The sequence below is a fragment of the Legionella sp. W05-934-2 genome, assembly GCF_964199965.1.
Classification (GTDB): Bacteria; Pseudomonadota; Gammaproteobacteria; order Legionellales; family Legionellaceae; genus JAFIFT01.
In genome coordinates, this window is record NZ_CAXMZT010000005.1 from 202,036 (window position 1) to 222,735 (window position 20,700).

Sequence of the window (20,700 nt, forward strand, 5' to 3'; positions counted from 1 at the left end):
TCGATGAACTTTTTCGAGGTTTTCTGGTTTATAACCGGCTGCTCGAGCATGACTCATGAGTTGTTCTTTAGAATTCAGCATCAGGTTCTTCCCACGATTGATTGATTACAGATAAAGGTAAATAAATATTCCAAGGCTTTACCAGCTCATATTTTTCACCTGTTGTGCCTGAGATATATTGCGCAGCTTTAGGCTTACGTTTAAGGAGGGGTGCTAGTTGCTCATTTGTTACTGCAAAGGCACCTTGACGTTGACTTAAAAAATAACCAACTTTTGCATTTAAACGTGCATTATCCAACTTCAGGCAATAATCAACAACCTGATCAACGTTTAATACAGCAAGGCTGCTTATGGAACGACAAACCTCTTCCCATCCACCACAATGCTCTACTCGATCAAGCGCATCGACAAAGGTCCTGGCTGAATTAGTTACCTTGATATCAATTCCTTGCCTGTTTATCACATCAACATAAGCATCAGAAGCTTGATTTTTTTGTAGTATTATTGGCGTCAAAACCGACTGATACCAATAGCCATCAAACTCGAAGGGTTTGCTCTTTTGTTTGGTAATATAAGTTAACTGACCAAAGCTAGAATATGCTGCTCCTAACAATTCTAATGCTGAGTGATAGCCAATAATGGCGTCTTCGGTTACCTTACCTGCGATAAGATAGGGATCAATCAGCACGCTATCCACCGATTGATTTGGTGGTACTACAGCATATAATTTTCGTCGAATGGATTTGATGCGACCAAGCTTAACATAATATGATAATGCCATTTTCACATTATGTGAGTCACTTTCACCATGAGTTGCTTTAAAAAGCACAAACTCCTCATGACGAAAAACAGGATGTTCATAGAAGAATCGCTCGATTTTCATTTTGCATTAATCTCCAATAGTATATATATTTTATTACCTACTGGAGATTAATGCAATATCATGAGCTGTAATTTAAATCCAGTACTTTCTGATTTGGCGCTGCAATTTTGTGTATATTTATCGTAATTTTATGGGTCTTTTTTTAGGCAGAAAATTTTTTAAATAATAGGCTTAGAAATCTAATAAAAGGGCTCGGTTGATAGGGAGTTGAAAAAAATATTAATATAAATCAGAGTGTTGCGTTCCAGTTTGGTGCATATGCAATACTTGGACGCGGGTTCCGTCCTTAAAAAATATCATTATAAATCAATAAGTTGGTGGAGGCGGCGGGAATTGAACCCGCGACAATTTCTCGTAACTTATTGATTTATATAGCCCTAATTTTCGACTTGCCAATTCTGGGACGTAAATGGGGCATTTTTGTTTCTTTTTCTCTTTCGCCTAAAATCATAAGCCGCAATCTCACATTTAAGCCTATCAACTTGTTAAGTTTTCTATTCTTGCTTCTTTATTTAATGTAACATATAATTTACATTGAGCCGCATAGTGAAATATATATGATACATTAAAGGTTAAGCAATGAGTAAAAAAACACATTTGCCCATTCCCGTACAGAAAGTTTTAAGAATATTGGGCAAGAATATTGGTGATGCGCGTCGCCGTCGTCGGATAGCTATGGAGTTAATGTCTGAGCGCTGCGGTTTTTCTCGCCCCACTTTGTCCAGAATTGAAAAAGGCGATCCAAACGTATCTATGGGTGCTTATGCGTCTGCTCTTTTTGTTTTAGGGATGTCTGAACAACTAGCATCCCTTGCTCATGTCTCTAACGATATTGTCGGGCGTGAACTTGAAGAAGAAAACCTCCCAAAAAGAATTCGAGCGCCACAATCTTATAAAGGGGATGCAAATGAGTAGCCAAGAGATTTATGTTTCGATTGATCTCGGCGAAAACACCTACAAGGTCGGCAAGCTCTGGTTTCATCAACGCGGTGCAAGACAAAGTGCATCTTTTGAATATGATCCTGACTGGCTGAAACATTCGGAAAAGTTCGCTCTTGATCCAGCGCTTCAATTAACCTCTGGCGCATTTCATACAACTCCAGACCAGATATTATTCGGTGCTATTGGTGATTCAGCACCTGATCGCTGGGGTCGTGTGTTGATGCGCCGAGCAGAAAGTATGCGCGCTAAATCAATGTCAGAGACAACAAGAACACTGTCAGAAGTCGATTATCTTTTAGGCGTTAATGATGAAGCTCGTCAGGGCGCACTGCGTTTCTCGCTACAAGATGGCGGACCATACTTAACGCCAAAAGATAAAGAAAGCATACCACCTTTAATCAGCCTACCTCGATTACTTTCTGCAACGGAACATTATCTTAATGACGAGGAAACAGCTGAAGATTTGAAAATATTATTGGCACCTGGGTCCTCTCTTGGTGGAGCTCGGCCGAAAGCATCAGTCAGAGATAAAGACGGTCATCTTGCAATTGCTAAATTTCCAAAAAAAGATGATGAATTTAACGTGGTTGTCTGGGAGGCTGTTGCGCTGAGGCTTGTAGAAAAAGCGGGTATCAATACAGCCGATTGGCGTCTGGAAACAATCATGGATAAACCAGTGCTGCTTTTGCGCCGTTTTGACCGTCAAGCAAGCCATCGCATTCCATTCTTATCTGCAATGAGTATGTTAGGCGCAAAGGATAATGATCCCCATAGCTATCTTGAAATCGCTTACGCCATCACTCAACACGGTGCAAGTCCAAACAGTGATTTAGAAGAGCTGTGGCGGCGTATCATCTTTACCGTGCTGATTTCAAACACAGACGATCATTTAAGAAACCATGGTTTTTTATATGAACGTCATAAAGGTTGGAGATTGTCACCTGCCTATGATATCAACCCAACCCCCGTTGAAATGAAAGCACGGATGTTATCAACGTCGATAGATTATGATGATCCAACGGCTTCTATTGATTTAGCAATATCCGTTATAAAGGAGTTTCGGATAAAAAAAACAAGAGCACTTGAAATTATAAAAGAGGTTGCGATGGCCGTCAGTGAATGGCGAGCTGTTGCTAGCCAATTTGGATTGACAAAAAGGGAGATTGATCGCATGGCCTCAGCTTTTGAGCATGAAGATTTGAAGAAGACAAAGTATTAGCAGTCATGGATGTTCACTCCGAACACATAGTTAAGTTATAAGGGTAGATTATAAGTGGTGTTACTCAAACACAACTTCTTTGGGATCGAAAGCATCAGGATCAAATTCATCATGGACCCACTCAAGCATTTCTTCATGTTCTTCATGCGCTGGATCTTTTATGGCTTCTAAAAAGTGCTCGTAACCCCAGATACCACCTATGTCTTCTGGCGGACAGGCACGTTTGCCTGCGGTACAGACGGGGTAGAGTTGATTGGGTTTTGGATCAATTATTTTTTCAAAAAGAATTTCATGTTCCCAGTTATCACCAAAATCATATGTATAAATCATTTTTTGTTTAGGCGCTAAAAAGTTGATGACTTGGTAGTCCCACTCGGCTTTAGTTTCCATTGTTCCGAACCCATCTTCTGATGGAACGCCAAAGATAAGGGGCTCTGAATTCTTATCTTGCTTGATGCAAAAGTCATGTAAATGTTCATCACACCAACCCATGGCTATTTGAATGATTAAATGTAAATCTTCAAAAGTGCTGTCACTAGGAATTTGGACTCGGCGCCAAATAGATGGCTTAGAGTGCTTTAGGGAAATTTTAAACTGCAAAATTTGGTCTATCATTAGGACGTAAGAAATAAAAGGTGGTGTGCTGATAATACCAGATCTAGGCGATATAGAATAGCAACATTGCTGTTTGTTGATCATAAATCGGTGACTGTTAAAAAAGCTGGTTTTTAGGCACCTCCATTTTTCGTCCAAATACGGTCAGAAATAGAACTGCAAACCTGGCGCATGTATTTAAGTTTAGTGGTGGGGAATAATTGGGGCAAAAAAATATTAAATGGTAGGCGTTAAAACTCAGAATCATGGACTATGATTGGTTTTATTAGAGGAGTTATTCAAATAAATCAATCGTTTGCAAACTAGAGACGTGCATAAGTCATAATACGGACGAGGGAACCGTCCTTAAGAAAAATTATTATAAATCAATAATTTGGTGGAGGCGGCGGGAATTGAACCCGCGTCCGTTGATCCTCTGCCTTCAGTTCTACATGCTTAGCCATGTCATTTAAATTTAACCGCTTCCCCCTCCGACTGGCAGGATGGTTGGCAGTGATTCTTCTTAATTTCGCTAGTTGGCCGAAGAAACTCCAATTAACTAGCTTATCTAGTTGACCGCTGGGTCTGAATCAATAAGCGAACTCAGGCAGCGGGGTGTCAGGTTTAGTGACACACGGCGAAACAAAATTAAGGCTTATGCAGCCATTAATTGAGCTTCTTCAAACTTTTCGTTTGCAGTTATATTTAGTGAGTCTGATTTTCGAGAGAGCTCATTCTCGGCATGCACTTCCGGTTTTGCAACCCACGTCGAAGCCAGGTCGCCCCCATAGAAAGGTGTCACTAATATTATAACACAAAATAAATTATTCTAAAAATAAAGCTTGTTAAGAACCGCCATCATTTTGCTTTGCTTTTGACGTTATTGGAAGACTACTGAAGTAATTTATTCATTATTGTCAAGCAATTAGCAAAAAGATGGGTTAAAATTATAAGATACACAATAAAAATTTATGACGGATGAACAAACAAGAGCAAAAAATCCAACACCGATTGCTCCTTCAGCTGTTGTCCAATGGCAAACGAGGTGCGTTGATAAACATTATCACGGGCTCCTATGTTACGTGGTATTTTGCTATGACAATGGAATCTAAGGTCTATTTATATATTTGGCTTAGCCTTTTGTATGTGTTTAGCACCATCCGCTATGTAATTAGCGCAAAAGGGGAGCAAGTTGATGATTTTGACCGGCTGCGATTTTATTTTGTCTTATTTGCGATAAATATCTTTATCAATGGACTGATCTGGGGTGGGCTTTATCCATTTTATTTTTCTCAAATGTCGGTCTATCAACAATTTTTTATCATCTTGATTATGGTGGCAGGGATCACCATTTCTATTTTGTCTTTGAGTGCGAGTAAGCTCTGCTTTTATTTGTTTGCAATACCCATTGTTATGCCTCTTTGGCTATTATCCCTGATGGGGGAAACGGTCGACCACCTATTTTTTAGCGTGGGCTTAACCATGTATATATTCATCGTTGGTTATTTATTCCATACCAACCACCATCGATTGGTGAGTAATATTAATCTGCTTGCTCAGCAAGATCAGTTAATCCATGATTTACGGCTCATGAACGAGCGATTAGGCGTTGCTTCAATGACCGACTCGCTAACCCGATTGGCGAATCGAGGGTATTTTAATGAACAATTAAGTAAAGATTGGATGCGAAGCAAGCGAGCGCGGTTGCCCATTTCTTTGTTAATTATCGATATTGATTTTTTCAAGGAATATAATGATCACTATGGGCATGTTAAAGGGGATGCGGTTTTAAAAGCAATTGCCGATATATTAAAAGATGTTGTTGTCCGAGATACTGATTTGTCAGCACGTTATGGTGGGGATGAACTAGCGGTGATTTTATATAATACTGATTTGGAGGGAGCCCAGTGGGTTGCAGCCCAAATTATTGAGGAAGTACAAAGGCGGGCAATTTACCATGAGCAATCACCTTACAAGCAAATGACTGTCAGTATTGGTATTGCAAGCATATTACCATCGCTTAATAATGATCAACAGCTCCTTCTTATTCAAGCCGATCGCGCTTTATATGATGCCAAAGCTAATGGGCGAAACTGTTATTCGATTTACCAATGATCACGAAGATGTAGCCATCAGCGGATGCCACTATGCTTAAGAAGCGCATCCACCGTAGCCATTCTTCCTCTAAAGGATAAGTAAGCTTCCTTTGCAGTCTGGCTGCTACCAGTCTCCAATATAAAATGGAGAAAATCACGACCACTGTGGGAATTAAATATGCCATCTTCTTCAAATCGGGAAAATGCATCACTGGATAAAACTTCTGCCCACTTGTAGCTATAATACCCTGCAGAATATCCACCACCAAATATATGGCTGAAGCTATTCACAAAGCGGTTATAATCGGCAATGGGAACAACGGAAGTCGATTCACGCACATCGCTGAGAATCCCTTCAATTTGGCCAGGACCATTCTTTGGATCAAATTCACTATGAAGACGAAAATCAAATAAAGAAAATTCGAGTTGTCTTACCATAGCCATTGCTGATTGAAAATTTTTCGTCGCCCAGAGCTGGTCAAACATAGTTACCGGCAATGTTTCACCTTTTGTCACATGCTTGCTAATCAGATCAAGAGCGCTTTGTTGCCAGCACCAATTCTCGAAAAACTGGCTCGGTAGTTCCACCGCATCCCATTCAACCCCATTAATACCAGAAGCACTGTAGTAATCCACTTTTGTAAGTACATGATGTAAACAATGACCAAATTCATGAAAAAGTGTTAACACTTCATCATGTGATAAGCAGGATTCCTTTTTGTCTGTTTTTGCAAAATTGCAATTAACGGTGGCAATAGGATATTGAATGGACCCATCGGGTAACAAACAACGGCTTTGTAACGTTGCCATCCAGGCGCCACCTCGTTTGTTTGACCGAGCAAACAAATCCATGTAAACAATGCCTCTTAAATTCCCCTTATCATCAACCATTTGATAACAATTCACATCGTTATGCCAAACTGAAGGCGGCTCCATTTTGTTGATTTGAATGCCATACAATCGTTTAATGATTTCAAACATGCCCTCTAAAACTTTTGACAATGGAAAATAAGGACGTAAATCTTCTTGTGAAAGATGATAGCGATGTTGTCGTTTTTTTTCTGATATGTAAGCGATATCCCAAGGGTTGATGTGTTCGAATCCCAAATTTTGTTGGGCAAACGATTCTAGTTGCTTAAACTCGACACGCGCTTGGTGATAGGCACGGGAATTCAGGTCAGTTAAAAAATCCATGACTTCCTGTCTATTTTTAGCCATTTTGTCGGCTAAGGAATAGTCAGCATAAGTTTCAAAACCAAGCAATTTTGCTAACTCTTGGCGAAGTGCCATAATTTCATAAATAATCGGACCGTTATCAAATTTTCCTGCTGAAGGACCTATGTCAGAGGCACGTGTCATATAGGCGTGATAAATGTTTTCACGCAATATACGATCTTCTGCATAGGTTATGACGGCATAGAAGCAAGGAAATTCTAAGCTAAGCATATAACCTGTTTCGCCCCTAGAAGAAGCAAGTTGTTGGGCGGCCTCAATTGCATGAGCAGGCATACCTTTCAATTCGTCTTTACGTTCAACATGATAATAATAGTCTTGCGTGGCATCCAACACATTATTTTCAAATTGATTTGACAATTCACTGAGACGTGTTTGAATTTCTTCGAACCGTTTTTTATTTGCTGAGTCCAGGGCGACGCCCGATAACTTAAAGCTTCTTAAGCTGTCATGAATAATTTTTTTTTGTGTATGACTTAATTTTCCGATATCAATCGAGCATATGGCGTTGTAGAGATCCTCGTTTTGACCGACAGTTGCTTCATAGGCTGTTAGCTTTGCTAGGCTTTTTTGGTAGCAGACGCGTAAGTCGTCGCTATTAACAACCGCATTGAGCTGGGCGATGGGCGCCCAATGTTTTTCGACATTATTCTCCATCCATTCAAGCGGTTGCATCAGGTTATCCCAAGTATAATGATGATGCTCACGAATAATGTCATTAATCTGATCGAGGTTAGATTGCAGCAATAAAGAAAGCTGGTTGACAAATTCCTTGGTATCAAGGTTGTCTAGTTTTGGTAGTGGCATAGTTATCGGCATATTTTATCTCAATTGCTTAGGTTGAGGGCTAACGCTATTTCCCCAAGATAACAGGTTACTCTCTATGCTATGTTAGCATTGAAGTAGTTCGGGCTCCAGCTCTTTCCTATCCTTATTGAATATATCCCCAAGTTACTTCAAAATGAGTTTTTGAAGTAACTTGGGGCTGGAACCATCCTAGCTGACAGGGCTCTTTGTGAATTATAAACGTACCATCGGGAGGAATCATGTCTAGAGCGATTGTTTGGTTTCGGCAAGATCTGCGCTTACAAGATAACCCTGCTTTAGCCAAAGCCTGTGACGAGCATGAACAAGTGATGTGCCTATATATCCTTGAAGATATCCAAACTGTCCCAATTGGCGGAGCACAACAATGGTGGCTACATCACTCGATTATAGCTCTGCAACAGCAGTTGCAAAGTCATGGGCTTGTTTTAACGCTTAGGTTAGGAAATGCAGAAGATATTTTGTGCCAGTTAGCTCAGGAAAATCAAATCCAAGCGATTTACTGGAATCGATTATATGAGCCGGCCCATCAAGCGCGTGATACTAAAATCAAGGTTAATCTACAGAATAAGGGCATCGATGTCTTCAGTTTTAATGGATCGTTACTGAATGAACCGTGGACAGTCAAAAATCAAGCCGGTGATTTCTTTAAAGTGTATACCCCTTTTTGGAAACAATGTTTGCGGCAAATGGATGTTTCAAAAGACCTTTCGGTTAAATCTTGGCCTAAGCCAATAAAATGTGACAGTGAGCAATTAGAAAACTGGCATTTATGCCCAACCAAACCCAATTGGGCAAAGGATTTTGCTCGATATTGGCAGCCAGGGTCTGATGGTGCTTGGCAAAAATTAATCACTTTTTTAGAAACACATCTCAATGATTACCAACATGCAAGGGACTGCCCGAGCCTAATGGCAACTTCCCGATTATCGCCTCACTTGCATTTTGGGGAGATAAGCCCCGCGCAAATTTGGCGTGCAACGCAAGATTTAAAAAATGATCCTGCTATAAACCACCAATCTGTTGAGCATTTTCTAGCTGAATTGGGTTGGCGTGAATTTTCTTATCATTTGTTGTATCACTTTCCAGCGTTAAATACGGATAATTTTCGAAGAGAATTTGATGCGTTTCCTTGGCAGGATAATCAAGAAGCCTTGCGGTGTTGGCAGCAGGGTAAAACGGGGTATCCCATCATTGATGCTGGCATGAAGGAGTTGTGGCAAACAGGCTATATGCACAATCGAGTGCGTATGATTGTGGCATCTTTTTTGACCAAAGATTTACTAATTGATTGGCGACAAGGTGCCACTTGGTTTGATGATACATTATTAGATGCTGATCAAGCGAACAATTATGCCAGTTGGCAATGGACAGCAGGTTGTGGCGCTGATGCAGCGCCTTATTTTCGGATTTTTAATCCCATATTGCAGGGCGAAAAGTTTGATCCAGAAGGTCATTACGTTCGACGATTTATTCCAGCATTGACTAATGTGCCAAACAAATGGCTGCATAAACCTTGGCTTGCACCTGAATCGGAACTACCCATACAATTAGGGAGAGACTACCCGATTCCGATCGTTGATCATCAGCAAGCAAGGAAGACCGCCTTGCAATATTATGGAAAACTCAAACAGGATAAATAGCCATTGTAGGGGGCATTTTATAACAGCACCGTCGTTGCGAGCTTATGATAAAAATTGTCTGGGATAACGAAAAATCATGATACTTAAGCAGTGACTTCAGAAATGCCATTGTCGCTTGCAACAATGACTTTGTCGGCAACCCGCTGCGCAAATAGTCCATTATCAACAACACCGGTGATGGCTTTTATATTACGTTCCATTTCCATGGGGTTGGTAATGGTCAGATTGAAAACATCAAGGATGATATTACCATTGTCTGTGACAAAGCCTTCGCGATACTCTGGGTTACCCCCCAGTTTGACAATTTGACGGGCGACATAACTTCTAGCCATCGGGATAACTTCCACCGCGACAGGGAACTCACCTAAGCGCTTGACCACTTTACTATCATCGACAACGACAACAAACTCTTTTGCTACGGTGGCAATAATTTTTTCTCGGGTTAGTGCACCACCACCCCCTTTGACTAGCTCCCGAAATGAATTGACTTCATCAGCTCCATCAATATAAATAGGAACACTGGTGGCAACATTTAAATCGATGACATTGATTCCATGTTGACGTAGCCGCTCTTCTGTTGCCACAGAACTAGCCACACAGGAATCGATACGGTGTTTTATTGATGCTAAAGCGTCGATAAAATAATTGACAGTTGAACCGGTTCCAACACCCACAACCATATCATCTTTTATCAATGATAACGCATGCTCAGCCGCTTTTTGTTTTTTTTGATCCATGACACTTCCTAACGCATTAAATTTTGTTTGATGATATCAACTACTTCAGTCCCTTTGCCATTAATAATGGCGCGCAACATAAATAAACCAAAGCCTTTTACTTCTTCTGCTGTGACAGTAGGAGGCATTACCAGTTCGTTGCGGTTAACTTTCACATCAACTAGAAAAGGCCCTTCTGTTGACAAGGCGTGTTGAATCGCAGATTCTAATTGATTTGCTTCGTCAACATGGATGCTCTTTATGCCTACGGCTTTAGCCACTTCCGCGAAATTAGGGTTCGTTAAACTGGTACCATATTCGAGCATACCGCTAACTCGCATTTCCATCTCAACAAAGCCTAAGGTGCTATTGTTAAAGACGATGAGTTTAATGGGAAGCTGATATTGATGCAAGGTTAAAATATCCCCCATTAGCATCGAAAATCCCCCATCACCGCACAAGGCGATGACTTGGCGATTGGGGGCTGCTTTTTGCAATCCGATTGCTTGAGCCATGGCGTTGGCCATTGAACCATGATTAAAGGAACCAAATAAATTACGTTTGCCATTCATGGATAAATAACGGGCAGCCCAGACGGTCGGTGTCCCGACATCACAAGTAAATAAAGCGTCTTCATCAGCATATCGATCGATGAGATGAGTGAGATATTGTGGGTGAATGATATTTGATTTGTCAAAGGTAGCTAACAAATCCAAGTCCTTGCGTGACTTTTGATAATGGGATGTGCATTTCTGTAAAAAGAGGACATCTTGCCGTTGTTGTACCAATGGGAGTAATGCATCGATGGAATCACGGACGTCTCCGACGACACTGTAATCAACCCGGCAACGTTTCCCCAATTGGCCACCGCGGTGATCGATTTGAATAATGTGGGCTTTTTCTGGATAAAATTGACGATAGGGAAAACTTGTCCCAAGTAAAAGCAAGGTGTCGCATGTTTCCATGGCATGGTAGCCAGACGAGAATCCGATTAGACCGGTCATGCCAACGTCAAAAGGATTGTTTGGCTCAACATAGGGTTTCCCTCTTAATGTATGGATAATCGGTGCCTGTAATTTATGAGCCAACGAAACAAGTTCTCGGTTGGCATGACGAGCACCATGACCCGCAAAAATGGCAACTTTTGGCGAAGCATTTAGTTTTTCTGCAATGGTTTGTAGTCCATGAATGTCAGGGGTGAGTTGGCGATGTAGGGGCCAGAGAAATGGTTCTGCTTTGGTGTTTGGCATCTTAGTCATTGCCATGTCGCCCGATATAATAAGAACAGCCACGCCTTTCTCACCAATCGCGGCTTGCATGGCATTGTGTAGAAGATGGGGTAATTGAGAGACTGAAACCAATCTTTCGCAAAATACAGTGCAATCAGCAAACAATGCTTTCGGATTAGTTTCCTGAAAATAACCACTACCAATTTCAGAGGAAGGGATATCTGCTGCTATAGCTAAGACGGGGGCATGCGAACGGTGGCAGTCATATAGCCCGTTGATCAAATGCATATTTCCAGGACCGCAGCTGCCAGCACAAACGCTAAGCTTTTCCGTTAATTGAGCTTCAGCACCGGCTGCGAAGGCTGCAACCTCCTCATGCCTTGTATGCACCCACTCAATGGATTTTCTCTTTTGCAATGCACTGGAAAAAGCATTTAGGGAGTCGCCAACAATGCCATAAATTCGGCTAACGCCTGCTTTTTCCAATGATTCAATTATATAATCAGCAACGTTTCCCATCGTGATACCTTATTCAAGTGAAGGTGGTTCAATGGGAACCTCAGCGGATTCAATCGAGTCGGCTGTCGAAGAAGTAGACGGTCTATCGCTTCGCGGTTTAGATGGCCCACTGCTACTTCCACCACCACCGTAGCTTCGAGAGCCACTCGCACCACTACTTTCGTTATCGTACGCATGATAATACGATTCAGACGAATTATAATAACGGCGGGGTGATTCATCTTCCCTGAATAAACTTTCACAACCCGTTAATAGGATTGGTAAAGTGATAGCAGCTGAGAGAGAAAGTACTTTTATTGTTTTCATCGCGCTTCCTTGTTTTTTTCTATTCTTTTCTTAAGCTTAGACTGAGATTTTAAAATTGTAAAATTCTCAACGACACCCAAGATATTTCAAAATGCTGGTTTTTAGTCGACTCAGTTCTTTTGCTCATCAGCGGGATAAATTGGAATTATTCATTAATTCTCGCATTTTGAATGATCACGGGTATAATCATCAACTAGGTTATTATTTGGATGTATACGATGATTTATGACAATATTTTACAAACCATTGGCAAAACCCCAGTCGTCCGCATTAATCGCGTGGGCAAAGCGTTGTCTTGTAATTTGTATGCGAAATGTGAATTTTTTAACCCTGGCGGATCCGTTAAAGATCGCATTGGCTATGAAATGGTAATTCGTGCCCAGGAGTCAGGGCAGATTAAACCGGGCGACACTTTGATTGAGCCCACCTCGGGAAATACTGGGATTGGTTTGGCTTTAGCAGGTGCGGTGCTAGGCTATCGCGTGATAATTACCATGCCTGAAAAAATGAGCCAGGAAAAGCAAGTTGTTTTAGAGCGACTAGGGGCAATTATTTATCGTACACCCACTGAGGCAGCATGGGATAGCCCAGAGAGTCATATTTCACTTGCTAAACGGCTTCATAAAGAAATTGAAAACTCCCATATACTTGACCAATATGGCAACGAAAATAACCCAAATGCGCATTACTTTGGTACGGCTGAAGAGATCATTGCTGATTTTGGCAAGGATTTGCATATGGTCGTCATGGGGGTAGGGACTGGTGGAACCATCACTGGGGTGGCTAAACGCTTAAAAGAATATAATCCCGAAATTCAGATTATTGGCGCCGATCCGGTTGGCTCTATTCTGGGCGGAGGGGATACAGTGGCGTCTTATCAGGTAGAAGGCATCGGGTATGATTTTTTTCCAGATGTTTTAGACAATCAATTGATCGATCGGTATATCAAAACCACGGATGAAGAATCATTTGCATTGGCACGTCGACTTATCCGTGAAGAAGGCTTATTGATTGGTGGTTCCAGTGGTGCGGCCATGATGGCAGCTTTAGAAGCTGCGAAAGACTTGCCAGCTGGTCAAAACTGCTTGGTCATTTTACCGGACTCTGTTCGCAATTATATGTCTAAATTCATATCCGATAAGTGGATGACGGAACATGGTTTTTCGGTGTAGGCACGCAAAAAGAATTCTATGGGGCAAAGACCCCATAGAATGACAAGCGTTATTCTTTCTTAAAGCGGTTTAACAGGTCGACTATTTCAATTGGCATAGGGAAAATGATGGTCGAGGATTTATCTCCGGCAACCAGAGAAAGGGTTTGCAGATATTTCAATTGCATTGACGTGGGTTCTTTTGCCAGAATTTCTGCTGCTTCTCTTAGTTTTTCAGCCGCTTGCATTTCGCCTTCCGCATAGATAATCTTGGCTCTTCGTTCCCTTTCAGCCTCAGCTTGTTTGGCAATAGCACGAATCATGCTTTCATCGATATCCACATGTTTAATTTCGACGTTTGAAACTTTTATGCCCCAACCATCAGTTTGTTCATCAAGTATTTTCTGAATATCGCTATTTAACTTTTCACGTTCAGCTAGCATTTCATCGAGCTCATGCTGACCTAGCACAGAGCGTAAAGTCGTTTGGGCTAACTGACTGGTTGCTTCAAAATAATTTTCCACCTGAATGACAGCATAGGAGGGGTTTACTACCCTAAAATACAGGACTGCATTAACTCGAACAGACACATTATCACGCGAGATAACATCTTGGCTTGGTACGTCCATGACGATGGTTCTCATGTCCACTCTAACCACTTGTTGGATTATCGGAATGATGATCACTAATCCTGGCCCTTTTGTTTTCCAATATCGTCCTAACATGAATACAACACCCCGTTCATACTCACGAAAAACCCGGAAGGCTGAAATGATTAAAACAGCAATCACTGCCATAAAAAATGTAAAAAAGACGCCCATATTTCACTCCTTTATGATTTGATAGGTTTGACCTCAACCGTTAGTCCATCCACCCCAACAATGATTAGAGTCTGATTAATCTTCACCGGGTTTTTCGTTTTTGCTTGCCAAATTTCACCACCGACTTTGATTTGGCCAATTGAATCAAAGTCTTCGAGAGCAACAGCTGATTGATTGATCAATCGTTCGGTGCTATTAAATTTTTCCTGCTCCCTTGATCGCAGCATCATACCGAGAAATACCACAAAAATAGCTAAATTTGCAGCAGCCATGCCGAGAATAGCCGGTAATGCAATTTGGTAGGCATCCAAGTCAGTATCCATCAACAAAATTGACCCAAAGATAAATGCCACAGTGCCACCAAGACCAAGAATTCCAAAGCTTGGGGTGAAAATTTCAGCGATAATAAATGCTATTCCTAGAAATATAAGGCCAAGTCCTGCATAGCTGATGGGTAATAGTTGCAAAGCGTATAACGCAATAAGCATTGCCACACCACCAACGACACCTGGAATGATTGCCCCCGGATTGAATAACTCAAAAAAGATCCCATAAATGCCAAGTAATAATAACAAATAGGCAACGGTTGGGTCGGTGATAATTAATAGCATTTTCATTCGCCAATCAGGCTCGAAATCAACGATTTTTGCCGATTTAGTTTTTAAAACGATTTGACGACCGTCTTGTTCAACCTGTTGACCATCAATTTTCGCCATGAGTTCGTCAACATCATTGGCAATAAGGTTAATAACGCCGTTCTCTAATGCTTCTCGAGCGGTTAAGGTAGCCGCTTCGGTGATCGCCTTTTCAGCAAAATTTGCATCCCTTTTACGCAATTGAGCAAGAGAGCGTATGTAGGCAACTGCATCATTGGTAACTTTGCTTGCCATGGCCGATTCAGCTTTGTTTTTTTTATCGTCTTTTTTATTGTTGCTAGGTAATAAACCACCGCCAGTCAATGATACCGGTGTTGCTGCACCAAGATGGGTGCTGGGGGCCATCGCTGCAACTGTCGAGGCATAGACGATATATGTGCCAGCACTGGCTGCACGAGCGCCATTGGGAGCCACATAAGTGATAACGGGAACGTCAGAGGTTAAGATGGACTGGATAATAAGTCGCATCGATTTATCTAAACCACCGGGTGTGTTAATGACAATTAATATGGCTTCAGAATCTTGGCCTTCTTTTATGCCCCGACTGATATAATCAGCCGTTGCGGGGCCTATGCCTCCATCGACCGTTAACCGAGTCACTTTATTTGCATGCAAAGCAAATGATTGCATAAAGATCAATAAGAACAATAAATAGGCGTTGGTGCGCATTTTAAATCCTTTAAAATGGGATTTATTCACAAAAAGCCGTTTTAGGCTTTGACATTAGCAAACACTGTTGTACCATAATTCTTAAGGCCTGCTGCTTGTGTGCAACATCCCTGCCTTGTTAGTTATCTGGTCGCAGGCCTCTTTTTAATGTATAGTCCACAACAGTCATTTTTTCTACCACCTGGCAAATCCTATTCCAGCTTTCTAGCCATCGAGTAACCCATTTCACAAAAATCTCTAACGGGTTAACCACTTGAACGTAACATGATTACTAAGAAAGCAACAAAGCCTATTAAACCTAAAGCAAGAAGCGCCATAGTGTAAGCACTTTTGTTTAAATTCTCTTTGCTGAATTTGTCGGGTTGACTGCGGATAGAGCGGTATAAAATGACGACAATGACGATACCTAGAATGATTAATAAAATTTGCGTTAATGTTTGCATGATAGTGTCCTCTTAGCATTCAAAGGCAAAAGCATCTGAGTGCATGTTATTAGCTGACAGGCCATGGTGGACTAGCTGATCGCGAATCGAGTACACCAAAGGAAATGGCCCTGATATGACAAATTGAGCTTGACTGAGAAAGTCTTTATTAGTTTTCAAAACTTCCTTAACTAACAAATTTTCTTTCTTATTATCCAGCAACGTTTTTACTTTAAATTGTTTCACGTGATTTTGCCATTGACAGACCAGTTGTTGCTGATAGATATCGCAGGCCTCCCGAGCCCCCCAAAATAACATCATTTGCCTTGAGTCATCATGCGCTAGCATTTCTTCTATCATGGCCTTAATTGGGGCAAAGCCAGTGCCTCCGGCGATGAAGACTATTGGTTTTTGGGGGTCTAAATTACCCAAATAGCACTCACCAAATGGCAACGAAATTAAACAGCTCCCATGTTGTTTTAAATGAGCAAATAACGGTTGATGATAAGGGTCGCCACCACTATGACGAATATGGAGTTCATAATAGTGCCCCCCCAAGGGGGCATTGGCAATTGAAAAGCTTAATGCCTCTTCTTGAAGTAAGATATTTAAGTACTGACCTGACTGATAGTCAATGAAGATATCTGGATTGAGCTTTATTTGGATGATTGAGTTAGTCAGTGGGCTAATTTGAATCAGCTTTGCTTGGCATTGTTTGGTCATTTTTCGTCGAGCCCTAAATGCGGCCAGTATGCATCAACTAGCTGAATAATATCCTTATCCATCGTAATAGCTTCTCCCCAATCACGATCCACTTCACCGGGCCATTTATTCGTTGCATCCATGCCCATTTTTGAGCCTAAGCCGGATTTAGGTGAGGCAAAATCAAGATAATCAATGGGCGTGTTTTCAACCAAGACAGTATCTCGAGCTGGATCCATGCGGGTGGTGATAGCCCAGATGACTTCCTTCCAATCACGTGCGTTAACATCGTCATCACAGACGATCACAAATTTAGTATACATAAATTGACGTAGGAAGGACCACACGGCCATCATGACGCGTTTGGCGTGTCCTGGGTATTGCTTTTTAATGGTGACAACGGCCAATCGATAAGAGCATCCTTCAGGAGGTAAGTAAAAATCAACAATTTCAGGGAATTGTTTTTGCAACAACGGAATAAATACCTCATTCAAGGCAAGACCTAGAACGGCTGGTTCATCCGGTGGTCTGCCCGTATAAGTGCTATGGTAAATTGCATCCTCTCGCATATACATTTTGTCGACGGTAAAAATGGGAAAGGACTGAACTTCGTTATAATAGCCAGTGTGGTCACCAAAAGGGCCTTCTGGTGCTTCTTTTCCGGGCTCAAGATAGCCTTCCAGAATGATTTCAGCACTGGCAGGCACCTGCAATGCATTGGTTTGACAATCGATAAGATGAGTCCGTTGCCCCCTTAACAATCCAGCAAAAGCATATTCGGATAAGGTGTCCGGAACCGGAGTGACAGCACCTAATATCGTTGCTGGATCGGCACCAAGCGTCACAGAAAGAGGGAAACGTTCACCCGGGAATTCTTTTTGCCAGGCTTGATAATCGAGAGCGCCGCCTCGGTGGGATAACCACCGCATAATAAGCTGGTTTTTGCTGATTAATTGCTGGCGATAAATGCCGATATTTTGCCGCCCACCTTGTGGCCCTTGTGTGGTTACTAGCCCCCAGGTAATCAATTTGCCAGCATCTTTTGGCCAACACGTTTGAATAGGTAATTGGGTTAAATCCACCTCATCACCACTGTAAACACGGCTTTGACAAGGTGCTTTACTGACAATCTTTGGTGCCATGTTAAAAGCTTGTTTTAGCAAAGGCAGTTTTTCAAAGGCATCTTTAAAGCTTTTGGGAGGTTCCGGTTCTTTTAAAGCTGCCAGCAAATGTCCGATGTCTCTGAGCGCTTGTATATTTTCGGCTCCCATTCCTAAAGCCACTCGTTCAACTGTGCCAAATAAATTACCCAAGACAGGCATTGAATGCCCTTTGGGTTGCGTAAATAAAACGGCAGGCCCATTTTGCTGCAGCAATCGGTCACAGACAACAGTCATTTCCAAATGGGGGGAAACGGGGTAGTCTACCTGTTTAAGTAGCCCACGTTGCTCTAATTGCTTAATAAAGTCTCTTAAATCAGTGTATTTCATTCACGAAAATAAGGATAAAATAAGCAGAAGTATCGCATATCCATGGGAGTAAGGAAACCTTTGTCATTGCATCGATGGGTTAATCTGTTCACCGAAACCCGTGATCATTTTGAAATAACAAGGGTATAATTAGGATATTGGACCATAACCAAATTTTGTCCCGACCTTGGGTTTTTCATAAATCCTTATGATATTTAGGTCAGCAACCGTGAGTAAACCATGGCGTTTTTAGATAAATTAGAAAAAGCAATTGATAAATTTTACGCCTTACTACCAAGGCAAAAGCCGAATGAGGAATTGATTGTAAACACCAAAGTAATTGCTCATCGAGGGGCGCATAACCCTTCCCAAGGGATTGTTGAAAATACGCTACTTGCTTTTGATCGCGCAGTTGAACTAGGCTCTTGGGGCATCGAGTTTGATGTGCAATGCACGGCGGATGGCGTGCCTATCGTGCATCATGATTTAGATTTTAAGCGTTTATTTCAACGAGATGAGCGAATTGATCAGATAAAATGGGCACAATTTGAAAACATGTTGCCTGAGGTACCCACTTTAGAGCAGGTCATAGAAACGTATCGCCATAAGCAGAAGCTCTTTATTGAGATTAAGGAGTCATTTAATCAGTATGACAAATTAGTTTCACTGCTATCGCATCTGAAGCCTACTGAAGACTACTACATCATTAGCTTAGATGAAGCGAGTTTACGACCTTTGAAATTAATCCCGCGAGAAGCGCAATTGCTAATTCCAGTTCATAATAATGTGAAGAAATTCTGCCAATTTGCCTTAGAAAAGTCCTATGGGGGCGTGCTGGGCCACTATTTATTTTTAACCAATCGGCAAATCCAGCGGTTAATCCTGGCTAATAAAATATATGGCGTTGGCTTTGTTGAATCCAAATTTAGCTTGTATCGTGAGGTGTCTCGCCACATTCCTTGGATATTTACCAATAATGTTGCAGACGTTATGCAATGGTTAGAGAAATTAAAAGCAGAAAACCTGGGTTAAGCCATAAGTTATACCCAGGTTTTTAGAATTATGACTTTTTACGGAAAAGTTGCTTAACTTTTTGAGTAGAAAGCATATCGTCAGCTGTAATTGCAATGGCAGCTAATTCGTCAGAGCCTGTATTGTATTCGCAGAAAGTAACGCCTTCTTCTTCTTCAGGCATTGGGGAACCAGAAAGAGATTTTAAAGAATCATTTGCTTGACCAACGGCGTCATCATAGTCTTCACTTTCAACTGGGCCAATCAAAAACGCCCACTCGTTGTCGGTGTCATAATTGCTGGTTTCCATGCCAATGTATAAATTGAAATCAATTGGTAATACCATTGAGATACCTTGCGCTTGAATCGCTTCAACGCCTGGGCAACGATCTGCTTGATGAGCGCCAGCAAATGTTGTTGCAGCTAAAGCCATTGCGCCAACGAATGTAGCTGCTTTGCTAAATAATTTCATGTTTAACATCTCCTTGATTATTTCTTAAGATTTATCTCACAAAAACAAGATAATCGCGTGAAGACTACCAAGGTGTAGCGTTGAATGCAAGTCATAAAACAGAGTTATATGACATTTAATGCTACATATGGCGTCAATAGGCATCGTGCGGGTAATAAAACCCACGATATATTACCATAAAATATAAAATTTGAACATTTTTTTATGGGTTCGTGCTTAAGATCCAAACGTTATTTTGCCAAATATAAACAGCACGTTGCCAATCCCTCGTCTACCGGGAATATACGTTGCATAAGCAGTCACGGTTTTGGTGCCAAAACTGACTAGTGGCAAAACGCCTGGGAAGGGGCGACCTTTGTTGAGGTCGGCTCTTGCGGTAATGATGGCTGTATATCCCAGCCCCAATTCAAATGGGGTTTGGCCAATTTCCCAAACCTTGAAATAGGCATAGCCTATGTTAGGCTCCAGATTTTTATGCGAATCAAGAAAGACCAGTCCATAATAGCCATGCCAATTATGTTTTTCATCGTAGAACCCTCTGCCCAATCCCCCACCCCAGGCTTTCTCATTATAGGTTTTAATTTTTTCAGGGGTATAATAGTTTCGATTATGCCAGGCATAACCTGATACAACTATGGCATTATCCCCTTCGTTGATTATCTGCTTAGAACGTATACATATCCACTGAAACCATGAGGGCCAATTATCGCAACTGGAGTCAGCAAAAACAGGAGTGGATAGAATTAGTAGCCATAACAAGCCAACAATTCCCTTTTTTCTCATACACGCTTCCAAAAGAGGGTTATAATTTTTTATACCCCAAAATACTATCAGGACTTAGGAAAAACACCAAATCTTCCTTTTAATTTGGGTATTTTCGCAAGACTGATGCCTAATTAACGTGAACGTTTGCGTTAACGTTTCCGTTACCGAATTAGCTTGATTCTAGCAATATCACCCTATAGATAGAGTGCCCTCAACTTTCGTATATGGATAAACCTTAATGAAATGCATTAGCTTTTCTCTTGACACCAATCGGTTCGGTAACGCAGACGGTAATGCAAACTTTCACGAATAAATAAGTAAATTGTTATGCATAGACTCTATCCCAAAGCTGAGCAGT

Annotated in this window: 19 protein-coding genes and 1 other RNA gene; 6 read left to right on the forward strand and 14 right to left on the reverse strand. The window is 41.4% G+C overall.

Features of this window, described 5'->3' with window-relative positions; translation table 11 throughout:
* Positions 1–67: 67 nt before the first annotated feature.
* Positions 68–883, reverse strand: a complete 816-nt coding sequence (locus AB3348_RS07725; RefSeq protein WP_367607009.1) for a hypothetical protein — start codon at positions 881–883, stop codon at positions 68–70.
* A 579-nt stretch (positions 884–1,462) separates the two neighbouring features.
* Here AB3348_RS07725 and AB3348_RS07730 point away from each other — a divergent pair.
* Both AB3348_RS07730 and AB3348_RS07735 read left to right on the forward strand, forming a co-directional pair.
* Positions 1,463–1,798, forward strand: a complete 336-nt coding sequence (locus tag AB3348_RS07730; protein ID WP_367607010.1) for a helix-turn-helix domain-containing protein — start codon at positions 1,463–1,465, stop codon at positions 1,796–1,798.
* Positions 1,791–3,044, forward strand: coding sequence for a type II toxin-antitoxin system HipA family toxin (locus AB3348_RS07735; protein ID WP_367607011.1), 1,254 nt, complete (start codon positions 1,791–1,793; stop codon positions 3,042–3,044). Before AB3348_RS07730 ends, AB3348_RS07735 begins: the two co-directional genes overlap by 8 nt.
* 60 nt (positions 3,045–3,104) lie before the next feature.
* Here AB3348_RS07735 and AB3348_RS07740 read toward each other — a convergent pair whose 3' ends face one another.
* Both AB3348_RS07740 and ssrA read right to left on the reverse strand, forming a co-directional pair.
* On the reverse strand, positions 3,105–3,743 hold the full coding sequence (locus tag AB3348_RS07740) for a plasmid pRiA4b ORF-3 family protein (protein ID WP_367607012.1): 639 nt from the start codon (positions 3,741–3,743) through the stop codon (positions 3,105–3,107).
* A gap of 290 nt (positions 3,744–4,033) precedes the next feature.
* Positions 4,034–4,425, reverse strand: a transfer-messenger RNA (tmRNA) gene (gene ssrA, locus AB3348_RS07745).
* A gap of 191 nt (positions 4,426–4,616) precedes the next feature.
* Between ssrA and AB3348_RS07750 the strand changes: the two genes are divergently transcribed.
* Positions 4,617–5,753, forward strand: a complete 1,137-nt coding sequence (locus AB3348_RS07750; RefSeq protein WP_367607013.1) for a GGDEF domain-containing protein — start codon at positions 4,617–4,619, stop codon at positions 5,751–5,753.
* A 17-nt stretch (positions 5,754–5,770) separates the two neighbouring features.
* Here the strand turns inward: AB3348_RS07750 and AB3348_RS07755 are convergent, their stop codons facing one another.
* Positions 5,771–7,774 (reverse strand): M3 family metallopeptidase, encoded by a 2,004-nt coding sequence (locus AB3348_RS07755; protein ID WP_367607014.1) that lies wholly within the window; start codon positions 7,772–7,774, stop codon positions 5,771–5,773.
* A gap of 239 nt (positions 7,775–8,013) precedes the next feature.
* Between AB3348_RS07755 and AB3348_RS07760 the strand changes: the two genes are divergently transcribed.
* Positions 8,014–9,435: a deoxyribodipyrimidine photo-lyase gene (locus tag AB3348_RS07760; protein ID WP_367607015.1), complete on the forward strand. Its 1,422-nt coding sequence runs from the start codon at positions 8,014–8,016 to the stop codon at positions 9,433–9,435.
* A gap of 83 nt (positions 9,436–9,518) precedes the next feature.
* On the opposite strand, the gene rpiA is transcribed toward AB3348_RS07760, so the two are convergent.
* The 3 genes from rpiA to AB3348_RS07775 are packed head-to-tail and all read right to left on the reverse strand — an operon-like array spanning position 9,519 to position 12,205.
* Positions 9,519–10,172, reverse strand: coding sequence for a ribose-5-phosphate isomerase RpiA (gene rpiA, locus AB3348_RS07765; RefSeq protein ID WP_367607016.1), 654 nt, complete (start codon positions 10,170–10,172; stop codon positions 9,519–9,521).
* An 8-nt stretch (positions 10,173–10,180) separates the two neighbouring features.
* Positions 10,181–11,899, reverse strand: coding sequence for a ubiquinone-dependent pyruvate dehydrogenase (poxB, locus tag AB3348_RS07770; RefSeq protein WP_367607017.1), 1,719 nt, complete (start codon positions 11,897–11,899; stop codon positions 10,181–10,183).
* 9 nt (positions 11,900–11,908) lie between these two features.
* Positions 11,909–12,205: a hypothetical protein gene (locus AB3348_RS07775; protein ID WP_367607018.1), complete on the reverse strand. Its 297-nt coding sequence runs from the start codon at positions 12,203–12,205 to the stop codon at positions 11,909–11,911.
* Positions 12,206–12,423: 218 nt separating this feature from the next.
* On the opposite strand from AB3348_RS07775, the gene AB3348_RS07780 reads away from it, so the two are divergent.
* Positions 12,424–13,377, forward strand: coding sequence for a pyridoxal-phosphate dependent enzyme (locus AB3348_RS07780; protein WP_367607019.1), 954 nt, complete (start codon positions 12,424–12,426; stop codon positions 13,375–13,377).
* A gap of 49 nt (positions 13,378–13,426) precedes the next feature.
* Here the strand turns inward: AB3348_RS07780 and AB3348_RS07785 are convergent, their stop codons facing one another.
* From AB3348_RS07785 to ubiD, 5 genes are all read right to left on the reverse strand, one after another.
* Positions 13,427–14,176 carry a slipin family protein gene (locus AB3348_RS07785; protein ID WP_367607020.1) on the reverse strand — a complete coding sequence of 250 codons (750 nt, stop codon included), beginning with the start codon at positions 14,174–14,176 and terminating at the stop codon, positions 13,427–13,429.
* Positions 14,177–14,187: 11 nt separating this feature from the next.
* Positions 14,188–15,531 (reverse strand): nodulation protein NfeD, encoded by a 1,344-nt coding sequence (locus AB3348_RS07790; protein ID WP_367607021.1) that lies wholly within the window; start codon positions 15,529–15,531, stop codon positions 14,188–14,190.
* 215 nt (positions 15,532–15,746) lie between these two features.
* Entirely contained in the window at positions 15,747–15,944 is a 198-nt protein-coding gene (locus AB3348_RS07795; RefSeq protein ID WP_367607022.1) for a hypothetical protein, read from the reverse strand.
* Between the two features lie 12 nt (positions 15,945–15,956).
* The gene (locus AB3348_RS07800; protein ID WP_367607023.1) at positions 15,957–16,646 is read right to left on the reverse strand and encodes an NAD(P)H-flavin reductase; all 690 of its coding nucleotides are present in this window, start codon (positions 16,644–16,646) and stop codon (positions 15,957–15,959) included.
* Positions 16,643–18,115 carry a 4-hydroxy-3-polyprenylbenzoate decarboxylase gene (ubiD, locus tag AB3348_RS07805; RefSeq protein WP_367607024.1) on the reverse strand — a complete coding sequence of 491 codons (1,473 nt, stop codon included), beginning with the start codon at positions 18,113–18,115 and terminating at the stop codon, positions 16,643–16,645. The genes AB3348_RS07800 and ubiD overlap by 4 nt, the downstream gene beginning before the upstream one ends.
* Before the next feature lie 219 nt (positions 18,116–18,334).
* Here ubiD and AB3348_RS07810 point away from each other — a divergent pair, with 219 nt between their 5' ends.
* On the forward strand, positions 18,335–19,126 hold the full coding sequence (locus tag AB3348_RS07810) for a glycerophosphodiester phosphodiesterase (protein WP_367607026.1): 792 nt from the start codon (positions 18,335–18,337) through the stop codon (positions 19,124–19,126).
* Positions 19,127–19,154: 28 nt separating this feature from the next.
* Here AB3348_RS07810 and AB3348_RS07815 read toward each other — a convergent pair whose 3' ends face one another.
* Both AB3348_RS07815 and pagP read right to left on the reverse strand, forming a co-directional pair.
* Positions 19,155–19,577, reverse strand: a complete 423-nt coding sequence (locus AB3348_RS07815; RefSeq protein WP_367607027.1) for a DUF4949 domain-containing protein — start codon at positions 19,575–19,577, stop codon at positions 19,155–19,157.
* 216 nt (positions 19,578–19,793) lie between these two features.
* Positions 19,794–20,360 carry a lipid IV(A) palmitoyltransferase PagP gene (gene pagP / locus AB3348_RS07820; RefSeq protein WP_367607028.1) on the reverse strand — a complete coding sequence of 189 codons (567 nt, stop codon included), beginning with the start codon at positions 20,358–20,360 and terminating at the stop codon, positions 19,794–19,796.
* Between the last annotated feature and the right edge of the window lie 340 nt (positions 20,361–20,700).